Annotated in this window: 7 protein-coding genes; 2 read left to right on the top strand and 5 right to left on the bottom strand. The window is 64.8% G+C overall.

Going from position 1 to position 14,749, the window contains the following annotated elements:
• Positions 1–74: 74 nt before the first annotated feature.
• From ACFOPH_RS19085 to ACFOPH_RS19065, 5 genes are all read right to left on the bottom strand, one after another.
• Positions 75–4,796 (bottom strand): glutamate synthase-related protein, encoded by a 4,722-nt coding sequence (locus ACFOPH_RS19085; protein ID WP_312548744.1) that lies wholly within the window; start codon positions 4,794–4,796, stop codon positions 75–77.
• 282 nt (positions 4,797–5,078) lie between these two features.
• The gene (locus ACFOPH_RS19080) at positions 5,079–5,783 is read right to left on the bottom strand and encodes a transposase (protein ID WP_379736952.1); all 705 of its coding nucleotides are present in this window, start codon (positions 5,781–5,783) and stop codon (positions 5,079–5,081) included.
• Positions 5,784–6,142: 359 nt separating this feature from the next.
• The gene (locus tag ACFOPH_RS19075; protein WP_312548746.1) at positions 6,143–6,823 is read right to left on the bottom strand and encodes a response regulator transcription factor; all 681 of its coding nucleotides are present in this window, start codon (positions 6,821–6,823) and stop codon (positions 6,143–6,145) included.
• Positions 6,820–8,025, bottom strand: coding sequence for a PAS domain-containing sensor histidine kinase (locus ACFOPH_RS19070; protein ID WP_312548774.1), 1,206 nt, complete (start codon positions 8,023–8,025; stop codon positions 6,820–6,822). The genes ACFOPH_RS19075 and ACFOPH_RS19070 overlap by 4 nt, the downstream gene beginning before the upstream one ends.
• Before the next feature lie 359 nt (positions 8,026–8,384).
• A complete protein-coding gene (locus ACFOPH_RS19065) occupies positions 8,385–11,501 on the bottom strand; it encodes a DEAD/DEAH box helicase (protein WP_379736951.1) in 3,117 nt (1,038 codons plus the stop codon).
• A gap of 304 nt (positions 11,502–11,805) precedes the next feature.
• On the opposite strand from ACFOPH_RS19065, the gene ACFOPH_RS19060 reads away from it, so the two are divergent.
• Together ACFOPH_RS19060 and ACFOPH_RS19055 are read left to right on the top strand one after the other, a co-directional pair.
• On the top strand, positions 11,806–14,160 hold the full coding sequence (locus tag ACFOPH_RS19060) for a Tex family protein (protein ID WP_379736950.1): 2,355 nt from the start codon (positions 11,806–11,808) through the stop codon (positions 14,158–14,160).
• Positions 14,161–14,164: 4 nt separating this feature from the next.
• Complete coding sequence (locus ACFOPH_RS19055) at positions 14,165–14,611, top strand: GNAT family N-acetyltransferase (protein ID WP_312548749.1); 447 nt, start codon at positions 14,165–14,167, stop codon at positions 14,609–14,611.
• Positions 14,612–14,749 lie beyond the last annotated feature (138 nt).

Raw genomic sequence — 14,749 nt, 5'->3', positions numbered from 1 at the left:
GCGTCGTATTCTGCGCGGCTGTGCTAGCGCTGGTTGGACGGGGCGCATCGGTCACGATGCGCGATCCGCTGGTGTTACGCCGCGAGTTCGATCTTGTCGTTGGCTTCTTCCATGCTGCTGTTGTGCATCTCTTCCAGCGCGCGCTTGTATTCGGTCGGGAAGACCTTCACGAACTTGCCGCGGCTGTTGGCCCAGTCGTCGAGCAGGTTGCGCGCGCGGGTGGAACCCGTGTGCTTGAAGTGGCGCTCGATCAGGCGGCGCAGGATGACTTCGTCCGATTCGCGCTCGCCGCCCCGGGTCTGGCTGTGCCAGCCGGAGACGTCGCCCTGCTCTTTCGTCGACACCACGCGCTCGAGGTTGACCATGGTCGTGTTGCAGCGTCCCGCGAACTCGTCCTTCGGATCGTAGACATAGGCCACGCCACCCGACATGCCCGCCGCGAAGTTGCGTCCGGTTTCGCCCAGCACCACGATGGTGCCGCCGGTCATGTATTCGCAGCCGTGGTCGCCCAGGCCTTCCACCACCGCGACGGCGCCCGAGTTACGGACCGCAAAACGTTCGCCGGCCACGCCGTTGAAGAAGGCTTCGCCCGCAATCGCGCCGTACAGCACGGTGTTGCCGACGATGATGTTGTCCACCGCCCAGCCGCGGAATTCCGTGTTCGGACGCACGATGATGCGGCCGCCCGACAGGCCCTTGCCGACGTAGTCGTTGCCCTCGCCCACCAGGTCGATCGTGATGCCGGCGGCCAGGAAGGCGGCGGCCGACTGGCCGGCCGTGCCCTGCAGCTGGATGTGGATGGTGTCGTCCGGCAGCCCGGCATGACCGTAGCGCTTCGCGACTTCGCCCGACAGCATCGCGCCGACCGTGCGGTTGACGTTCTTCACCGGCGTGATGAAGGAAACACGCTCGCCGCGGTCCAGCGCCGGCCGCGCTTGCGCGATCAGCTTGTGGTCGAGCGCGCGGTCCAGGCCGTGGTCCTGCGTTTCGGTGTGGAACAGGCTGCGCGGCGCATCGGTTTTCGGCTGGTAGAAGATGTTCGAGAAGTCCAGGCCCTGCGCCTTCCAGTGCGTGATCGCCTTCGATTTATCCAGCAGGTCCGAGCGGCCGATCAGCTCGTCATAGGTGCGGATGCCGAGCTGGGCCATCAATTGACGCGCTTCTTCGGCAACGAAGAAGAAGTAATTGACGACGTGTTCCGGCTTGCCCTGGAACTTGGCGCGCAGTACCGGATCTTGCGTGGCGACGCCGACCGGGCAGGTGTTTAGGTGGCACTTGCGCATCATGATGCAGCCTTCGACCACCAGCGGCGCCGTCGCGAAACCGATTTCGTCGGCGCCGAGCATGGCGGCGATCACGACGTCGCGGCCGGTCTTCATCTGGCCGTCGGCCTGCACGCGGATGCGGCTGCGCAGGCCGTTCAGGACCAATGTTTGTTGGGTCTCTGCGAGACCCAACTCCCACGGCGTGCCGGCGTGCTTGACCGAGGACAGCGGCGAAGCGCCGGTGCCGCCGTCGTGGCCGGCAACGACCACGTGGTCGGCCTTGGCCTTCGAAACGCCCGCGGCGACAGTGCCGATGCCGACTTCCGACACCAGCTTCACCGAGATCGAGGCGTTCGGATTCGCGTTTTTCAGGTCGTGGATCAGCTGCGCCAGGTCTTCGATCGAATAGATGTCGTGGTGCGGCGGCGGAGAAATCAGGCCCACGCCCGGCACCGAGAAGCGCAGCGAGGCAATGTACTCAGACACCTTGTGGCCCGGCAGCTGACCGCCCTCCCCTGGCTTGGCGCCCTGCGCCATCTTGATCTGGATCTGGTCGGCCGCGTTCAGGTACTCGGCGGTGACGCCGAAGCGGCCCGAGGCCACCTGCTTGATCTTCGAACGCAGCGAATCGCCCTCTTGCAGCGGAATATCGGCCGCCACGCGGTCGGACCCCAGCACCGATGCCAGGGTCTCGCCCTTGCTGATCTTGATGCCCTTGAATTCGTTGATGTAGCGCAGCGGATCTTCGCCGCCCTCACCCGTGTTGCTCTTGCCGCCGATGCGATTCATGGCGATCGCCAGGGTCGCGTGCGCCTCGGTCGAGATCGAACCCAGCGACATGGCGCCGGTGGCGAAACGCTTGACGATCTCCTTGGCCGGCTCGACTTCGTCGATCGGGATTGCCTTGCTCGGATCGATCTTGAATTCGAACAGGCCGCGCAGGGTCAGGTGACGGCGCGTCTGCTCGTTGATCAGCTGCGCGTATTCTTTGTAGGTGCTGAAGCTGTTGGCGCGGGTCGAGTGCTGCAGCTTGGCGATCGCGTCCGGCGTCCACATGTGGTCTTCGCCGCGCACGCGGAAGGCGTATTCGCCGCCGGTATCGAGCGCATTCGCCAGCAGCGGGTCGTTGCCGAAGGCCAGGTTGTGCAGGCGCAGCGCCTCTTCGGCAACCTCAAATAAGCCGATCCCTTCCACTGTCGACGACGTGCCGCGGAAGTATTTGTCGACCAGCGACTTGTTCAGGCCGACGGCTTCGAAGATCTGCGCGCCGCAGTAGGACATGTAGGTCGAGATGCCCATCTTCGACATCACTTTTAATAAACCCTTGCCGATTGCCTTGGTGTAGTTGTACATGGCGGTCTCGGGCGCCATTTCGTGCGGCAGGTGCTGGGCCAGGTCGGACAGGGTCTCCAGCGCCAGGTAGGGGTGCACGGCTTCGGCGCCATAGCCGGCCAGTAGGGCGAAGTGGTGGGTTTCGCGGGCCGAGCCGGTTTCGACCACCAGGCCGGTCGAGGCGCGCAGGCCGCGGCCTACCAGGTGCTGGTGGATGGTGGACGTGGCCAGCAGCGCCGGGATCGCGACCATGTCGCTTGATACGGCGCGGTCCGAGACGACCAGGATGTTGTGGCCGGATTTCACGGCGTCGACCGCTTCCGCGCACAGCGAGGCCAGCGAGGCTTCGATGCCCTCTTTGCCCCAGGCGACCGGGTAGCAGATGTTCAGCTCATACGACTTGAACTTGCCGCCGGTGTGCAGGCTGATGTTGCGCAGGCGCGCCATGTCGTCGAAACCGAGCACCGGCTGCGACACTTCGAGGCGCATCGGCGGGTTGACGTTGTTGGTGTCGAGCAGGTTCGGCTTCGGACCGATAAAGGAGACCAGCGACATCACCATGCTCTCGCGGATCGGGTCGATCGGCGGGTTCGTCACCTGTGCAAACAATTGTTTGAAGTAATTGTACAAAGGTTTGAGCTTGTTCGACATCACCGCCAGCGGCGAGTCGTTGCCCATGGAACCGGTCGCCTCTTCGGCCAATACCGCCATCGGCGCCATCAGGAATTTCAGGTCTTCCTGGGTGTAACCGAAGGCTTGCTGGCGGTCGAGCAGCGTGATCGCCGCCTTTTCGCCCTGGGCCGGGACGTCCTTGACGCGGTTCTGCGCCAGCTGCGATTCGCTCAGCTTGATTTCGTTGAGCTTGATGCGCACCGACTTGATCCAGGCTTTATACGGCTTGGCGTTCGAGTAGGTGTCCTTCAGTTCCTTGTCGTCGATGATGCGGCCGGCTTCCAGGTCGATCAGGAACATCTTGCCGGGCTGCAGACGCCATTTCTTGACGATGCGCGATTCCGGGATCGGCAGCACGCCCGATTCCGAGGCCATGACCACCAGGTCGTCCTCGGTGACGACGTAGCGCGCCGGGCGCAGGCCGTTGCGGTCCAGGGTGCCGCCGATGTGGCGGCCGTCGGTGAACGCCATCGCCGCCGGGCCATCCCAGGGTTCCATCATTGCCGCGTGGTATTCGTAGAAAGCCTTGCGGTTGTCGTCCATCGCGCTGTGGTTTTCCCAGGCTTCGGGGATCATCATCATCATGGCTTGGGCGATCGGGTAGCCAGCCATTACCAGCAGCTCGAGCGCGTTGTCGAAGCAGGCGGTGTCGGACTGGCCTTCATAGATCAGCGGGAACAGCTTGTTCAGGTCCTCGCCCAGCACGGCCGACTTCATCACGCCTTCGCGCGCGCGGGTCCAGTTGAAGTTGCCCTTGACGGTGTTGATCTCGCCGTTGTGCGCGATCAGGCGGTACGGGTGGGCCAGCGGCCACTCCGGGAAGGTATTCGTCGAGAAGCGCTGGTGCACCAGGGCCAGGGCCGAGACGCAGCGCGGGTCCTGCAGGTCCTTGAAGTAGACGCCGACCTGGTCGGCCAGCAGCAGGCCCTTATAGACGATGGTGCGCGCCGACATCGAAGGCACGAAGAATTCCTTGCCGTGCAGGAGTTTTAACGCCTGGATCGCGTGGCCGGACGACTTGCGGATCACGTACAGCTTACGCTCGAGCGCATCGGTGACCATGATGTCCGGGCCGCGGCCGATGAAGATCTGGCGGATCACCGGCTCCTTGGCCTTCACGGTCGGCGACATCGGCATGGTCTCGTCGACCGGCACGTTGCGCCAGCCCAGCACGACCTGGCCTTCGATGCGCACGGCGCGCTCGATTTCCTGTTCGCAGGCGATGCGCGAGGCGTGCTCCTTCGGCAGGAACACCATGCCGACGCCGTATTCGCCGGGCGGCGGCAGCTCGACGCCCTGCTTGGCCATCTCGTCGCGGAAGTACTGGTCGGGAATCTGGATCAGGATACCGGCGCCATCGCCCATCAGCGCATCGGCGCCGACGGCGCCGCGGTGATCCAGGTTTTTCAGGATCATCAGCCCCTGATCGATGATGGAATGACTTTTGTTGCCCTTGATATGGGCGATGAAACCGACACCGCAGGCATCGTGTTCATTGGCAGGATCGTATAAACCTTGGGCAATCATGAAGGGCTCTCCACAGCTTATTTCAGGGGTTGAAGGCCGAGAATAGTGCAATGCAGCAGAGGCATCAAGCAGAACAATTAGGGTCGGAGTCAAATTAATGGATGACTTACCGCTCGATGGTTTAATTGGGGACAGACTCAATCCCCATTCAAAAGCCCTAACCGGGCGATATTTATTCGTATGGATGAGGCCGGAAAGGCAGAAGATTGCGAACAGCTCAGGCCGGTATGGGCAGGTGAAGCCCATGCCAGGCAGGCGCGGCCTTGCACCGCGCCGGAGGGATCAAGCCGCGTCGGCTTGCGGCTTCTTGAAGGGGCGGCCGCGCTTGGCCGGCAGGATGCGGCGCTGCGTCTTGCGTTCCAGCTCGCGCTTGAAGGCTTCGGTGCCGAGCGGCTGGCCTTTCTGGACGGAAGCGGCGATCAGCGCCAGCTCGTCGGCGCCGATGCCCTGCTGGACCAGGTCGGTATAGGCGGCTTCGCGCTGGAACGGCGTGTTGCCCAGTTCCCAGAACAAGGCGTGGTCGGTGATGACCGGATCGGGACGCAGGCCGGCGTGGTGGGCGTAGCTCGACCAGGCGTAATCCTTCGGATCGGCCGCCTGCTCCGCCTGCGTCGGCGCCAGCTCGATGAAGCGGCTGCACATCAGAAAATGTTTGTCGGTATCGACCACCGCCGTGCGGAAGCGTCCTTCGAACAGCCCGCCCGAGCGGCCATATTTTGCGTTGTACCAGGGAACGTAGAAACGGCCGAGCTTTTGCATCATCGCCGCCAGGCTGTCCTCATCGGGCGGGGTTGCCAGCAGGTGCAGGTGGGTCGGCAGCAAGGCATAGGCGTGGATCGCCACCTTGTAGAACCGGGACGCCTCCTTCAGCCAGCCGAGGAAACGGGCGTAGTCCTCGTCGTCGCGGAACACCAGTTGCGGGTCGTTGGCACGCTGCAGGATGTGGTGCGGCTGCTTGGGGAGGATGAGGCGGGGTTGGCGGGCCATCGGAGGGTAGACAAGCGGTTTGGATGGCGTATTTTAACGCCCCACCCCTACTCTGTCCCTGATTTTACAAGCACGTCGAAAAATTCGCTTCGACTCTGTCCCGATTTCGTAGGGTGGGCACCTGTGCCCACGCGGTCTCGCCGTATGCGGGCCAGAAAAGCTTATCGACACCGGAACCGTAGTACCGCGTGGACACAGGTGTCCACCCTACAACTGTCCCGATTTCGTAGGGTGGGCTCTCGAGCCCACGCGGTCTCACCCTATGCAGGTCAGAACAGCGTTTCGACAACGGAGCCGGTACCGCGTGGGTTCAAGAACCCACCCTACAAAGCCGGTTACGTTGCCGCCAGGGGAAAAAGTCAGGCCAGCGTGAAGCCCGCCGACAGGCTATACCCTTCGCCATACGCGCTGCGCAGCGGCAGATCCTGCCCGAGTGCCGTCCTCGCCTTCTTGCGCAGACGGTACACCAGCATGTCGACGCGGCGGCTGGCATCGGGATCGTCTCCTCCCATGCCGGCGACGATGGTCGCGCGCGGCACCGGGCGGGTGTTGATGGTCAGCAGGTGCAGGAAATTGAATTCCTTTTCGGTCAGATCGATCACCTTGCCGCCGAGCTCGAGCTGGCGGGCGCTGACGCGCAGCGTCCACTTGCTCGGCAGCGGCGCCGGTTCGCTCGGACGCACGCGCCGGCCCAGGGCCTCGATGTGGGCGGCCAGTTCGGGGAACTTGATCGGCTTGGTCAGGTAATGGTCGGCGCCCAGCTGCAGGCCGAGGATGCGGTTGTCGAAGGCGACGCGTCCGGTCAGCACCAGCAGGCCGATTTCGGGGTACAGCTGGCGCATGCGCGGAATCACGGTGAAACCGTCTTCGTCGGGCAAGCCCAGGTCCAGCACCACCACGGCGGCCGGGGTACGCGTGAGCGCCGCCCACATTTCGCTGGCGGAGGTGGCGACGGTGACTTCATGGTCGAGTTCGCGCAGGAACTCGGCCATGTCGCCGGCGTAGTCGCCGTTATCTTCAACAATCAATATCTGCGTCATGGGTGGGCCACGTTCTTTGTTTTACTTGTGCCTGTCGTGCCGGCAGGGGCCGTTCCCGGAAGGTGTGGGGGATTATCACTGCTGGGTTCAAGCTGCGCAAGCGCTTTGCCCGCGCCCGCCACCGGCAGCCAGATGCGGAACTCCGCGCCGCCGCCGGGGGGCGTCACCAGATTGATCAGTCCACCGTGGTGCTCGACGATGGAACGCGCCATGTACAACCCCAGGCCACTGCCCGGCAATCCCGCGGCATTGCGGCCGCGGTAGAACTTGTCGAAGATGCGCACCTGCTCGTCGTCCGGCACACCGGGACCATGGTCGCGCACCGCCAGTTCGATGCCGCTGGCGGCCAGCCGGCCGCGCAGGACGAGGGCGGTGTTGGCGGGCGAAAAGGCAATCGCGTTGTCGACCAGGATCTTCAGGGCCAGGCGCATGCCGTCCGGCTCGCAGCGCAACGCGGCCGGCAGTTCGCCGGTCTCGACGCTGGCGAGGCGCCCGGCGGCACGCACCTGGGCCGCCGCTTCGTCGAGCAGCACGCGCGGCGCAAGCGAACTCGCCTTGCGCTCGCCGCCGATCTCGGCCATGCGTTCCGGCGACAGGTAGTCGTCGAGCATGGCGATCAGGCGGTCGGTCGCCAGCGCGATCTTGCGGTAGCGCTGGCGGGTCGGCTCGTCGGCGTCCTGGCAGGTTGCCTCCAGGCGCTGGATGGCGCCGTCGATGGTGGACAGCGGCGTGCGGAATTCGTGATTCAGCATACTGGCGAAGCGCTTGCGCTCGGCTTCGCGCAGGCGCCGCGGCGACAAATCGCGCACCTGGCCGACCAGGTTGACGGGTTCGCCGGCGGCGTCGCAGAGCAGGGCGGAAATGACTTCGACCGGCACCAGGTAGCCGTGCGCACCGGGCAGCTCGGTTTCGCGCACCAGGCGCAGGCGGCTGCGGTCGCCGGCGCGCAGGCGCCGTACCCGTTCCGGCATGCCGGCGCACAGGGCGGCCAGGGCGCTGCCGGGCTGGTCCAGCTGGGCGGCTACCTCGGCGGGACTATAGCCGAGCAATTGTTCAATGGAAGGGCTAACGTAACGCAGGGCGCCGCTGGCGCAATCGATGCTGAACGCGATGTCCCCGCCGATCTCGGCGATTACACGGAACTGCTCGGCCAATTCCGGGAGGGCTACGCCGGAACAGTCAACGCTGGCGCTACAGTGCATCACGTCTCATCCAGAAAATAAGGTATCAGGCTAGGGTGGCGGAACCACCTTAGCCAGCGAGTATATCGCCGGGAACGCCTTTTTGTATAGATAAGCGTTGTTACGCTGTTCAATAGATAAAATTAACTATTTGGCAAAAATGTGTGAATAATGTTAAATCAACTGGCGGAAAGGCCGAATCCTATTCATTTTGCATGGACGTAGGGTGGGCGCCCCGTGCCCACGCGTGAACGATGAGCAGACGTGACGCAGACTTTACGCGTGGGCACGGAGTGCCCACCCTACGGGATACACGGTGCTGGTCACAGAAATGAAAACGCCCGCAGCGTTGCGGGCATTCCGTTGAGCTGCGTTGCCGCTTACTGCTCGTCCAGCGGCGCAAAGATCGCCTGCAGGTCTTCCTGCGTCAGCGCCATCTTCTGCGACTCGCCCTCGGCCAGGATCGATTGCGCCAGTTCCGACTTCTTCTGCTGCAGCTGCTGGATCTTTTCTTCCAGCGTGCCTTTCGCAATCAGCTTATACACGAACACCGGCTTGTCCTGCCCGATGCGCCAGGCGCGGTCGGTGGCCTGGGCCTCGGCCGCCGGGTTCCACCACGGGTCGTAGTGGATCACGGTGTCGGCCGCGGTCAGGTTCAGGCCGACGCCGCCGGCCTTCAGGCTGATCAGGAAGATCGGCACCGCGCCCTGCTGGAAGGCGGCGACCTGGGCCGAGCGGTCGCGCGTTTCGCCGGTGAGAATGGCGTAGCGGATGCCGCGCGCCTCGAGCTCTTCCTCGATCAGGCCGAGCATGCTGGTGAACTGCGAGAACACCAGGATCTTGCGGCCTTCCTGCAGCAGGTCTTCGACCATCTGCATCAGGTCGGTCAGCTTGGCGGAGACCGCTGCCGTGTTCTTGCGCGACGGCATCGACTTCACCAGGCGCGGGTCGCAGCAGACCTGGCGCAGCTTCAGCAAGGCCTCGAGAATGACGATCTGGCTGCGCGCCACGCCCTTGCGGTCGATTTCCTCGCGCACCTTCTTGTCCATCGCCAGGCGCACGGTTTCGTACAGGTCGCGCTGCGGGCCGCTGATCTCGATGCGGCGCACCACCTCGGTCTTCTCCGGCAATTCCTTCGCCACATTGTCCTTGGTACGACGCAGCAGGAAGGGACGGATGCGGCGGTTCAGCAGCATGCGGCGCACCGGGTCGTCCTGGCGCTCGATCGGGTGGCGGAACTGGGTATTGAAGGTCTTTTCCTCGCCGAGCAGGCCCGGCAGCAGGAAGTGGAACTGCGACCACAGTTCGCCCAGGTGGTTTTCCAGCGGCGTGCCGGTCAGGCACAGGCGGTGGCGCGCGTTGAGCGAGCCGGCCGTCTGCGCTGCCTTCGAGCGCGTGTTCTTGATGTAGTGCGATTCGTCCAGGATCACCAGGTGGTACTCGTGCTCGCGCAGCTTTTCCTCGTCGCGCGGCAGCAGGGCGTAGGTGGTCAGCACCAGGTCGGCTTGCTCGATCTGGTCGAACATGTCCATCCGTTCCTTGCCCTGCAGGAGCAGCACTTTCAGGTCGGGAGCGAAGCGCGCGGCTTCTTCCTGCCAGTTGGTCATCAGGCTGGTCGGCGCGATCACCAGCGCCGGACGGGTCAGGCGGCCGGCCTCCTTCTCGGTGAGGATGTGGGCCAGCGTCTGCACGGTCTTACCGAGACCCATGTCGTCGGCCAGGATGCCGCCGAGGTCATATTCGCGCAGGAACTGCATCCACGACAGGCCGTCGAGCTGGTAGTCGCGCAGGGTCGCCTGCAGGCCTTTCGGCGCCGCCACCTTCTTCACGGCGCCGAACTGGCTCAGCTTGCGGCCGGTTTCGCGCAATTGCTCGCCGCCGAACCAACGCATCTCGACGCCGCGCGCCAGTTCTTCCAGGCGGCTCGCGTCCAGCGTCGACAGGCGCACGCGGTTCTTGATCTTGTCGTTGAAGTAGAGTTCGCCGAGCGTGGCCAGGATCGGTTTCACGCGGTTCCAGGGCAGGGCGACGCGCACGCCTTCCGGCAAGGTCGCCAGCATCTGGTCGGTTTCGCCGTGGGCGGCCAGCACGGCCGGATCGAAGTCCGTCGGCGCGTTGCGAATCAGCTGCACCAGCACCGGCAGCAGCGGCACGCGCTTGCGGTTGACCACGATGCCCAGCTCCAGCTCGAACCAGGCCTTACCGGCTTCCTCGGGCTCGTCGATCTCGGCATACCAGTCCTCGACCGGCACCACGTCGTAGCGGTACTTGGTCGACTTCTGCAGGTGCCAGCCGGCATCGAGCAGGGCGTCGATGTCGTTCTCGGCGAAGCGCAGCCAATGCGCCTGGCTTTCCAGCTGCAAGGCGCCGGCCACGCCCGACAGCGGGGTGGTGGCGGGCTTGCGGAAGCCGAGTTCGCCCAGTTTGTCCAGGGCCGCCGCTTCGGCAGCGGCATCGCGCTCGATGATCTCGGTCACGTCGCCGATCTGGCGCACCACGCGCTGGGCCGGATCGAAGGAGACGCGCTGGCCGTCGTAGTCGAAGGACAGCACGGCGAAGTCGTGCCAGCGCTGGGTGCCGGTGTCGGCCAGCGCTACCGAATCGAGCAGCAGGAAAGGCTGCGGCTTGACGTCGGTGCGCAGGCGCTGGGTCAGCGGCTGCGGCAGCGGCATCAATTCTTGCAGGCCATGGGCCAGCAGCAGTTGCGAGACGCGTTTCTTGTCGTTGCCGGTGAGGATAGGCGCCTGGGCGACCAGGGCTTGCAACTCGGCCAGCGAAATATCCACGCCGCCACGGTTCAGCTCCAGGGGACCGCAGGACAGGTTGTCGATGTACCACGGCGGATCGGTCGGCAGCATGTAGTCGATCAGGTCGGCGCCCGGGTGGTTCACGCCATTCGCCGGTTCCACCGACCAGCCGAGCTTGGCCGCGCGGCCTTCGTCGCGCCAGGCCAGGTTCGCCTGGCGGGTCGGGCCGGCCTGCAGCGGATACACGAGACCGTTCGCCATGTCCTGCCAGGAGTTCGCCCACAGCAGCTTGCCCTGTTCCAGCAGCATCTCGAGCAGGATCGCGCCCACTTTACCCTTCGGCTCGGTGGCGCTGGTGCTCTGCGAGGAACCGCTGCGCATCGCGATGAAGAAGCGCACCAGGTCTTCGTCCTCGCCCTCGAGGTAGGCGGGCGGGGCGGACAGCAGCGAAAACACTTCGTTGACCGGGCTGGCGGCGGCGACATCGCCGTTCGGGCGCAGGCGCGCCTTGCACAGGCAGACGGCGACATGGCGGCCGCCGCTGGTCGGGGCCATCACATAGACAAACTTGTACTGGACCGCCTTCGGATCGGCGGCTTCGAGCGTCAGCTTCGGTTGCGGATGGGCTGCCGCTTCGACCCGTTGCAGCCAGGTCGCCACCGGTGCGGGCAGGGCGGGCGCGCGTGCCGGCGTCGCGCGCGGCGCCGGGGCGTCGCTCGCGTGTTCGCGTGGATAATCAACTGTGTGCATGGGTCTCTGGAGTCTGTAAAAAAAGAACAACAAACGCCATTATCTCTCATACGGACGCTTCAGTTTTGTTCGGAATCGCACGTTGCCGAGAAATCTTTACGGCATGAAATTTTTCGAATCGTTAAACCAACACTCTGCCGCACCACCGTACAAGTGTGAAAAACTGTTGACAGTCCATCAGCATCGCGCTCGGATCCATCGTCTGTCCAGGCCGCGCCTGCGCATGTTCGCGTTGCACTGTCAAGACTGGCGTATCCGGCGGGTTTGCGTATCATTGCCCGCCTGACTCACGGATTTTTGTCCCATGCTGCCCTCCATCGAACAACGCCTCGCCACTGAACTTGTTGCCAAGCCGGCCCAGGTTGCCGCCGCCATCGCCCTGCTCGACGAGGGCGCGACCGTCCCCTTCATCGCGCGCTACCGCAAGGAAGCCACCGGCGGCCTCGACGACACCCAATTGCGCCTGCTGGAAGAACGCCTGCGCTACCTGCGCGAGCTGGAAGACCGCCGTGCGGCGATCATCGAATCGATCACCGAGCAGAACAAGATGACGCCGGAGCTGCTGCAGGCGATCGCGCTGGCGGAAGACAAGACCCGCCTCGAAGACCTCTACCTGCCGTATAAACAGAAGCGCCGCACCAAGGCGCAGATCGCGGTCGAAGCCGGCCTGGCGCCGCTGGCCGACGGCCTGCTGGCCGACCCGTCGCGCAATCCCGAGGAAGTCGCCGCGCAATACCTGCGCGAAGCGTTTACGAATGCCGACGGCGTGAACAACCCGGGCGTGCCCGACACCAAGGCGGCGCTGGACGGCGCACGCCAGATCCTGATGGAGCGTTTCGCCGAAGACGCGACCCTGCTGCAGTCGCTGCGCGAATACGTGCAGGAGCACGGCGTGGTCGAATCGAAGGTGGTCGACGGCAAGCAGGACGAAGGCGAAAAATTCGCCGACTATTTCGATTACTCCGAGCCGCTCGCCAGCGTGCCCTCGCACCGCGCGCTGGCCCTGATGCGCGGCCGCCGCGAAGGTATCCTCGACGTCACCCTGCGCCTGGATACCGAGCCCGAAAAACCGAAGTGGGACGCGCCGCACAACCCCTGCGAATCGCGCATCGCCGCGCGCTTCGGCATCAAGAGTGCGGGCCGTCCGGCCGACAAGTGGCTGCTCGACACCGCGCGCTGGACCTGGCGCGTGAAAAGCTTCATGTACATCGAGACGGAACTGATGGGCGCGCTGCGCGAGAAGGCGGAGCTGGACGCGATCCAGGTCTTTGCGCGCAACTTGAAGTCCTTGCTGCTGGCGGCGCCGGCCGGCCAGCGCGCGACCATGGGCCTGGACCCGGGCCTGCGCACCGGCGTGAAGGTCGCCGTGGTCGACGCCACCGGCAAGGTGGTCGATACCGCCACCGTCTACCCGCACCAGCCACGTAACGATTGGGACGGCGCGCTGCACGTGCTGGGCCAGCTGGCGGCCAAGCACAACGTCTCCCTGGTCTCGATCGGCAACGGCACCGCCTCGCGCGAGACCGACAAGCTGGCCCAGGACCTGATCAAGCAACGCCCCGAGCTGAAGCTGACCAAGATCGTGGTGTCGGAAGCGGGCGCCTCGGTCTATTCGGCCTCGGAATTCGCCTCGCGCGAACTGCCGGAACTGGACGTGTCGCTGCGCGGCGCGGTGTCGATCGCGCGCCGCCTGCAGGATCCGCTGGCGGAACTCGTGAAAATCGATCCGAAGTCGATCGGCGTCGGCCAGTACCAGCACGACGTGTCGCAGACCCAGCTGGCGCGCTCGCTCGACGCCGTGGTGGAGGATTGCGTGAACGCGGTCGGCGTCGACGTGAACACGGCCTCGGCGCCGCTGCTGGCGCGCGTCTCGGGCCTGTCGAACAGCGTGGCGCAGAGCATCGTCAACTACCGCGACATGCAGGGCGCTTTCGCCTCGCGCGCGGCGTTGAAAAAGGTGCCGCGCCTGGGCGATAAAACGTTTGAACAGGCGGCGGGTTTCCTGCGCGTGATCGGCGGCGAGAATCCGCTCGACGCCTCGGCGGTGCACCCGGAATCGTATCCGGTCGTGGAAAAAATCCTGGCCGACATCCAGCGCGACATGAAGGCGGTGATCGGCGACAGCTCGCTGATCAAGACCCTGAACCCGGCCCGGTACGCGGACGAGAAGTTCGGCGTGCCGACCGTGTCCGACATCCTGAAGGAGCTGGAAAAGCCGGGCCGCGATCCGCGTCCGGAATTCACGACCGCCACCTTCAAGGAAGGCGTCGAGGAGATTTCCGACCTGCGTCCGGACATGATCCTGGAAGGCGTGGTCACCAACGTGGCGGCCTTCGGCGCCTTTGTCGATATCGGCGTGCACCAGGACGGCCTGGTCCACATCTCGGCGCTGTCGAACACCTTCGTCAAGGACCCGCACACGGTGGTCAAGGCCGGGCAGGTGGTGAAAGTGAAAGTGCTGGAAGTCGACGTGAAGAGGAAGCGCATCGCGCTGACCATGCGCCTGTCGGACTCCGCGCCGACCGCCGGTTCGAAACCGGAGCAGCGCGGCGACCGCCAGGATGCCAGGCGTCTCGGCCAGCACCAGCGCCAGGAACGTTCGGCGCCGGCCCCAAGCGGCGGCGCGATGGCGGCGGCCTTCGCCAAGCTGCGCAAATAAACCCATGATCGCCTGCGCCCCCGCCGATCCGGACTGCGAGGAGGCGCGTGCGCTGATCGCGGAACTGGACGCGGCGCTGGCGGCGATCTGCGGCGACAGCGGCGCGGCATCCTTCGATGCGGATGACGTGCGCGGACCGCGGGCGCTATTCCTGCTGGCGCGTGATGCGGCCGGGCAGGCGGTCGGTTGCGGTGCGCTACGGCCTGTTGACGCCGAGGTAGCGGAAGTGAAGCGGATGTATGCGCGGCCCGGGAGCGGGGCGGGCGTACATCTGCTGGGCGAGCTGGAACGGCGGGCGCTGGCGTTCGGCTACCGGGCGTTCTGGCTCGAGACCCGGCGCGTGAACGGGCGGGCGGTGGCGTTCTACGAGCGGAACGGATATCGGGTGATTCCGAATTACGGCAAGTACGTGGGCCGTGAAGATGCCATCTGCCTTGGAAAGCTGTTGTAGGGTGGGTTCTTGAACCCACGCGGACTCATCGTTCGCGGTCCCGCGGCGCTTCTTCGACTGTTCAAACGGTGTACCGCGTGGGTTCGAGAACCCACCCTACAAACTATTTAAGCGATGTACCGCGTGGACACAGGTGTC

The sequence above is a fragment of the Massilia haematophila genome (genome assembly GCF_042647645.1).
GTDB lineage: Bacteria > Pseudomonadota > Gammaproteobacteria > Burkholderiales > Burkholderiaceae_D > Telluria > Telluria haematophila.
This window is presented reverse-complemented; position numbering and strand designations above follow the sequence as displayed.

What these genes read in the sequence shown, in the direction of transcription:
- ACFOPH_RS19085 (WP_312548744.1), bottom strand. Translation starts at nt 4,796, where the DNA reads ATGATTGCCCAAGGTTTATACGATCCTGCCAATGAACACGATGCCTGC.
- ACFOPH_RS19080 (WP_379736952.1), bottom strand. Translation starts at nt 5,783, where the DNA reads ATGGCCCGCCAACCCCGCCTCATCCTCCCCAAGCAGCCGCACCACATC.
- ACFOPH_RS19075 (WP_312548746.1), bottom strand. Translation starts at nt 6,823, where the DNA reads ATGACGCAGATATTGATTGTTGAAGATAACGGCGACTACGCCGGCGAC.
- ACFOPH_RS19070 (WP_312548774.1), bottom strand. Translation starts at nt 8,025, where the DNA reads ATGCACTGTAGCGCCAGCGTTGACTGTTCCGGCGTAGCCCTCCCGGAA.
- ACFOPH_RS19065 (WP_379736951.1), bottom strand. Translation starts at nt 11,501, where the DNA reads ATGCACACAGTTGATTATCCACGCGAACACGCGAGCGACGCCCCGGCG.
- ACFOPH_RS19060 (WP_379736950.1), top strand. Translation starts at nt 11,806, where the DNA reads ATGCTGCCCTCCATCGAACAACGCCTCGCCACTGAACTTGTTGCCAAG.
- ACFOPH_RS19055 (WP_312548749.1), top strand. Translation starts at nt 14,165, where the DNA reads ATGATCGCCTGCGCCCCCGCCGATCCGGACTGCGAGGAGGCGCGTGCG.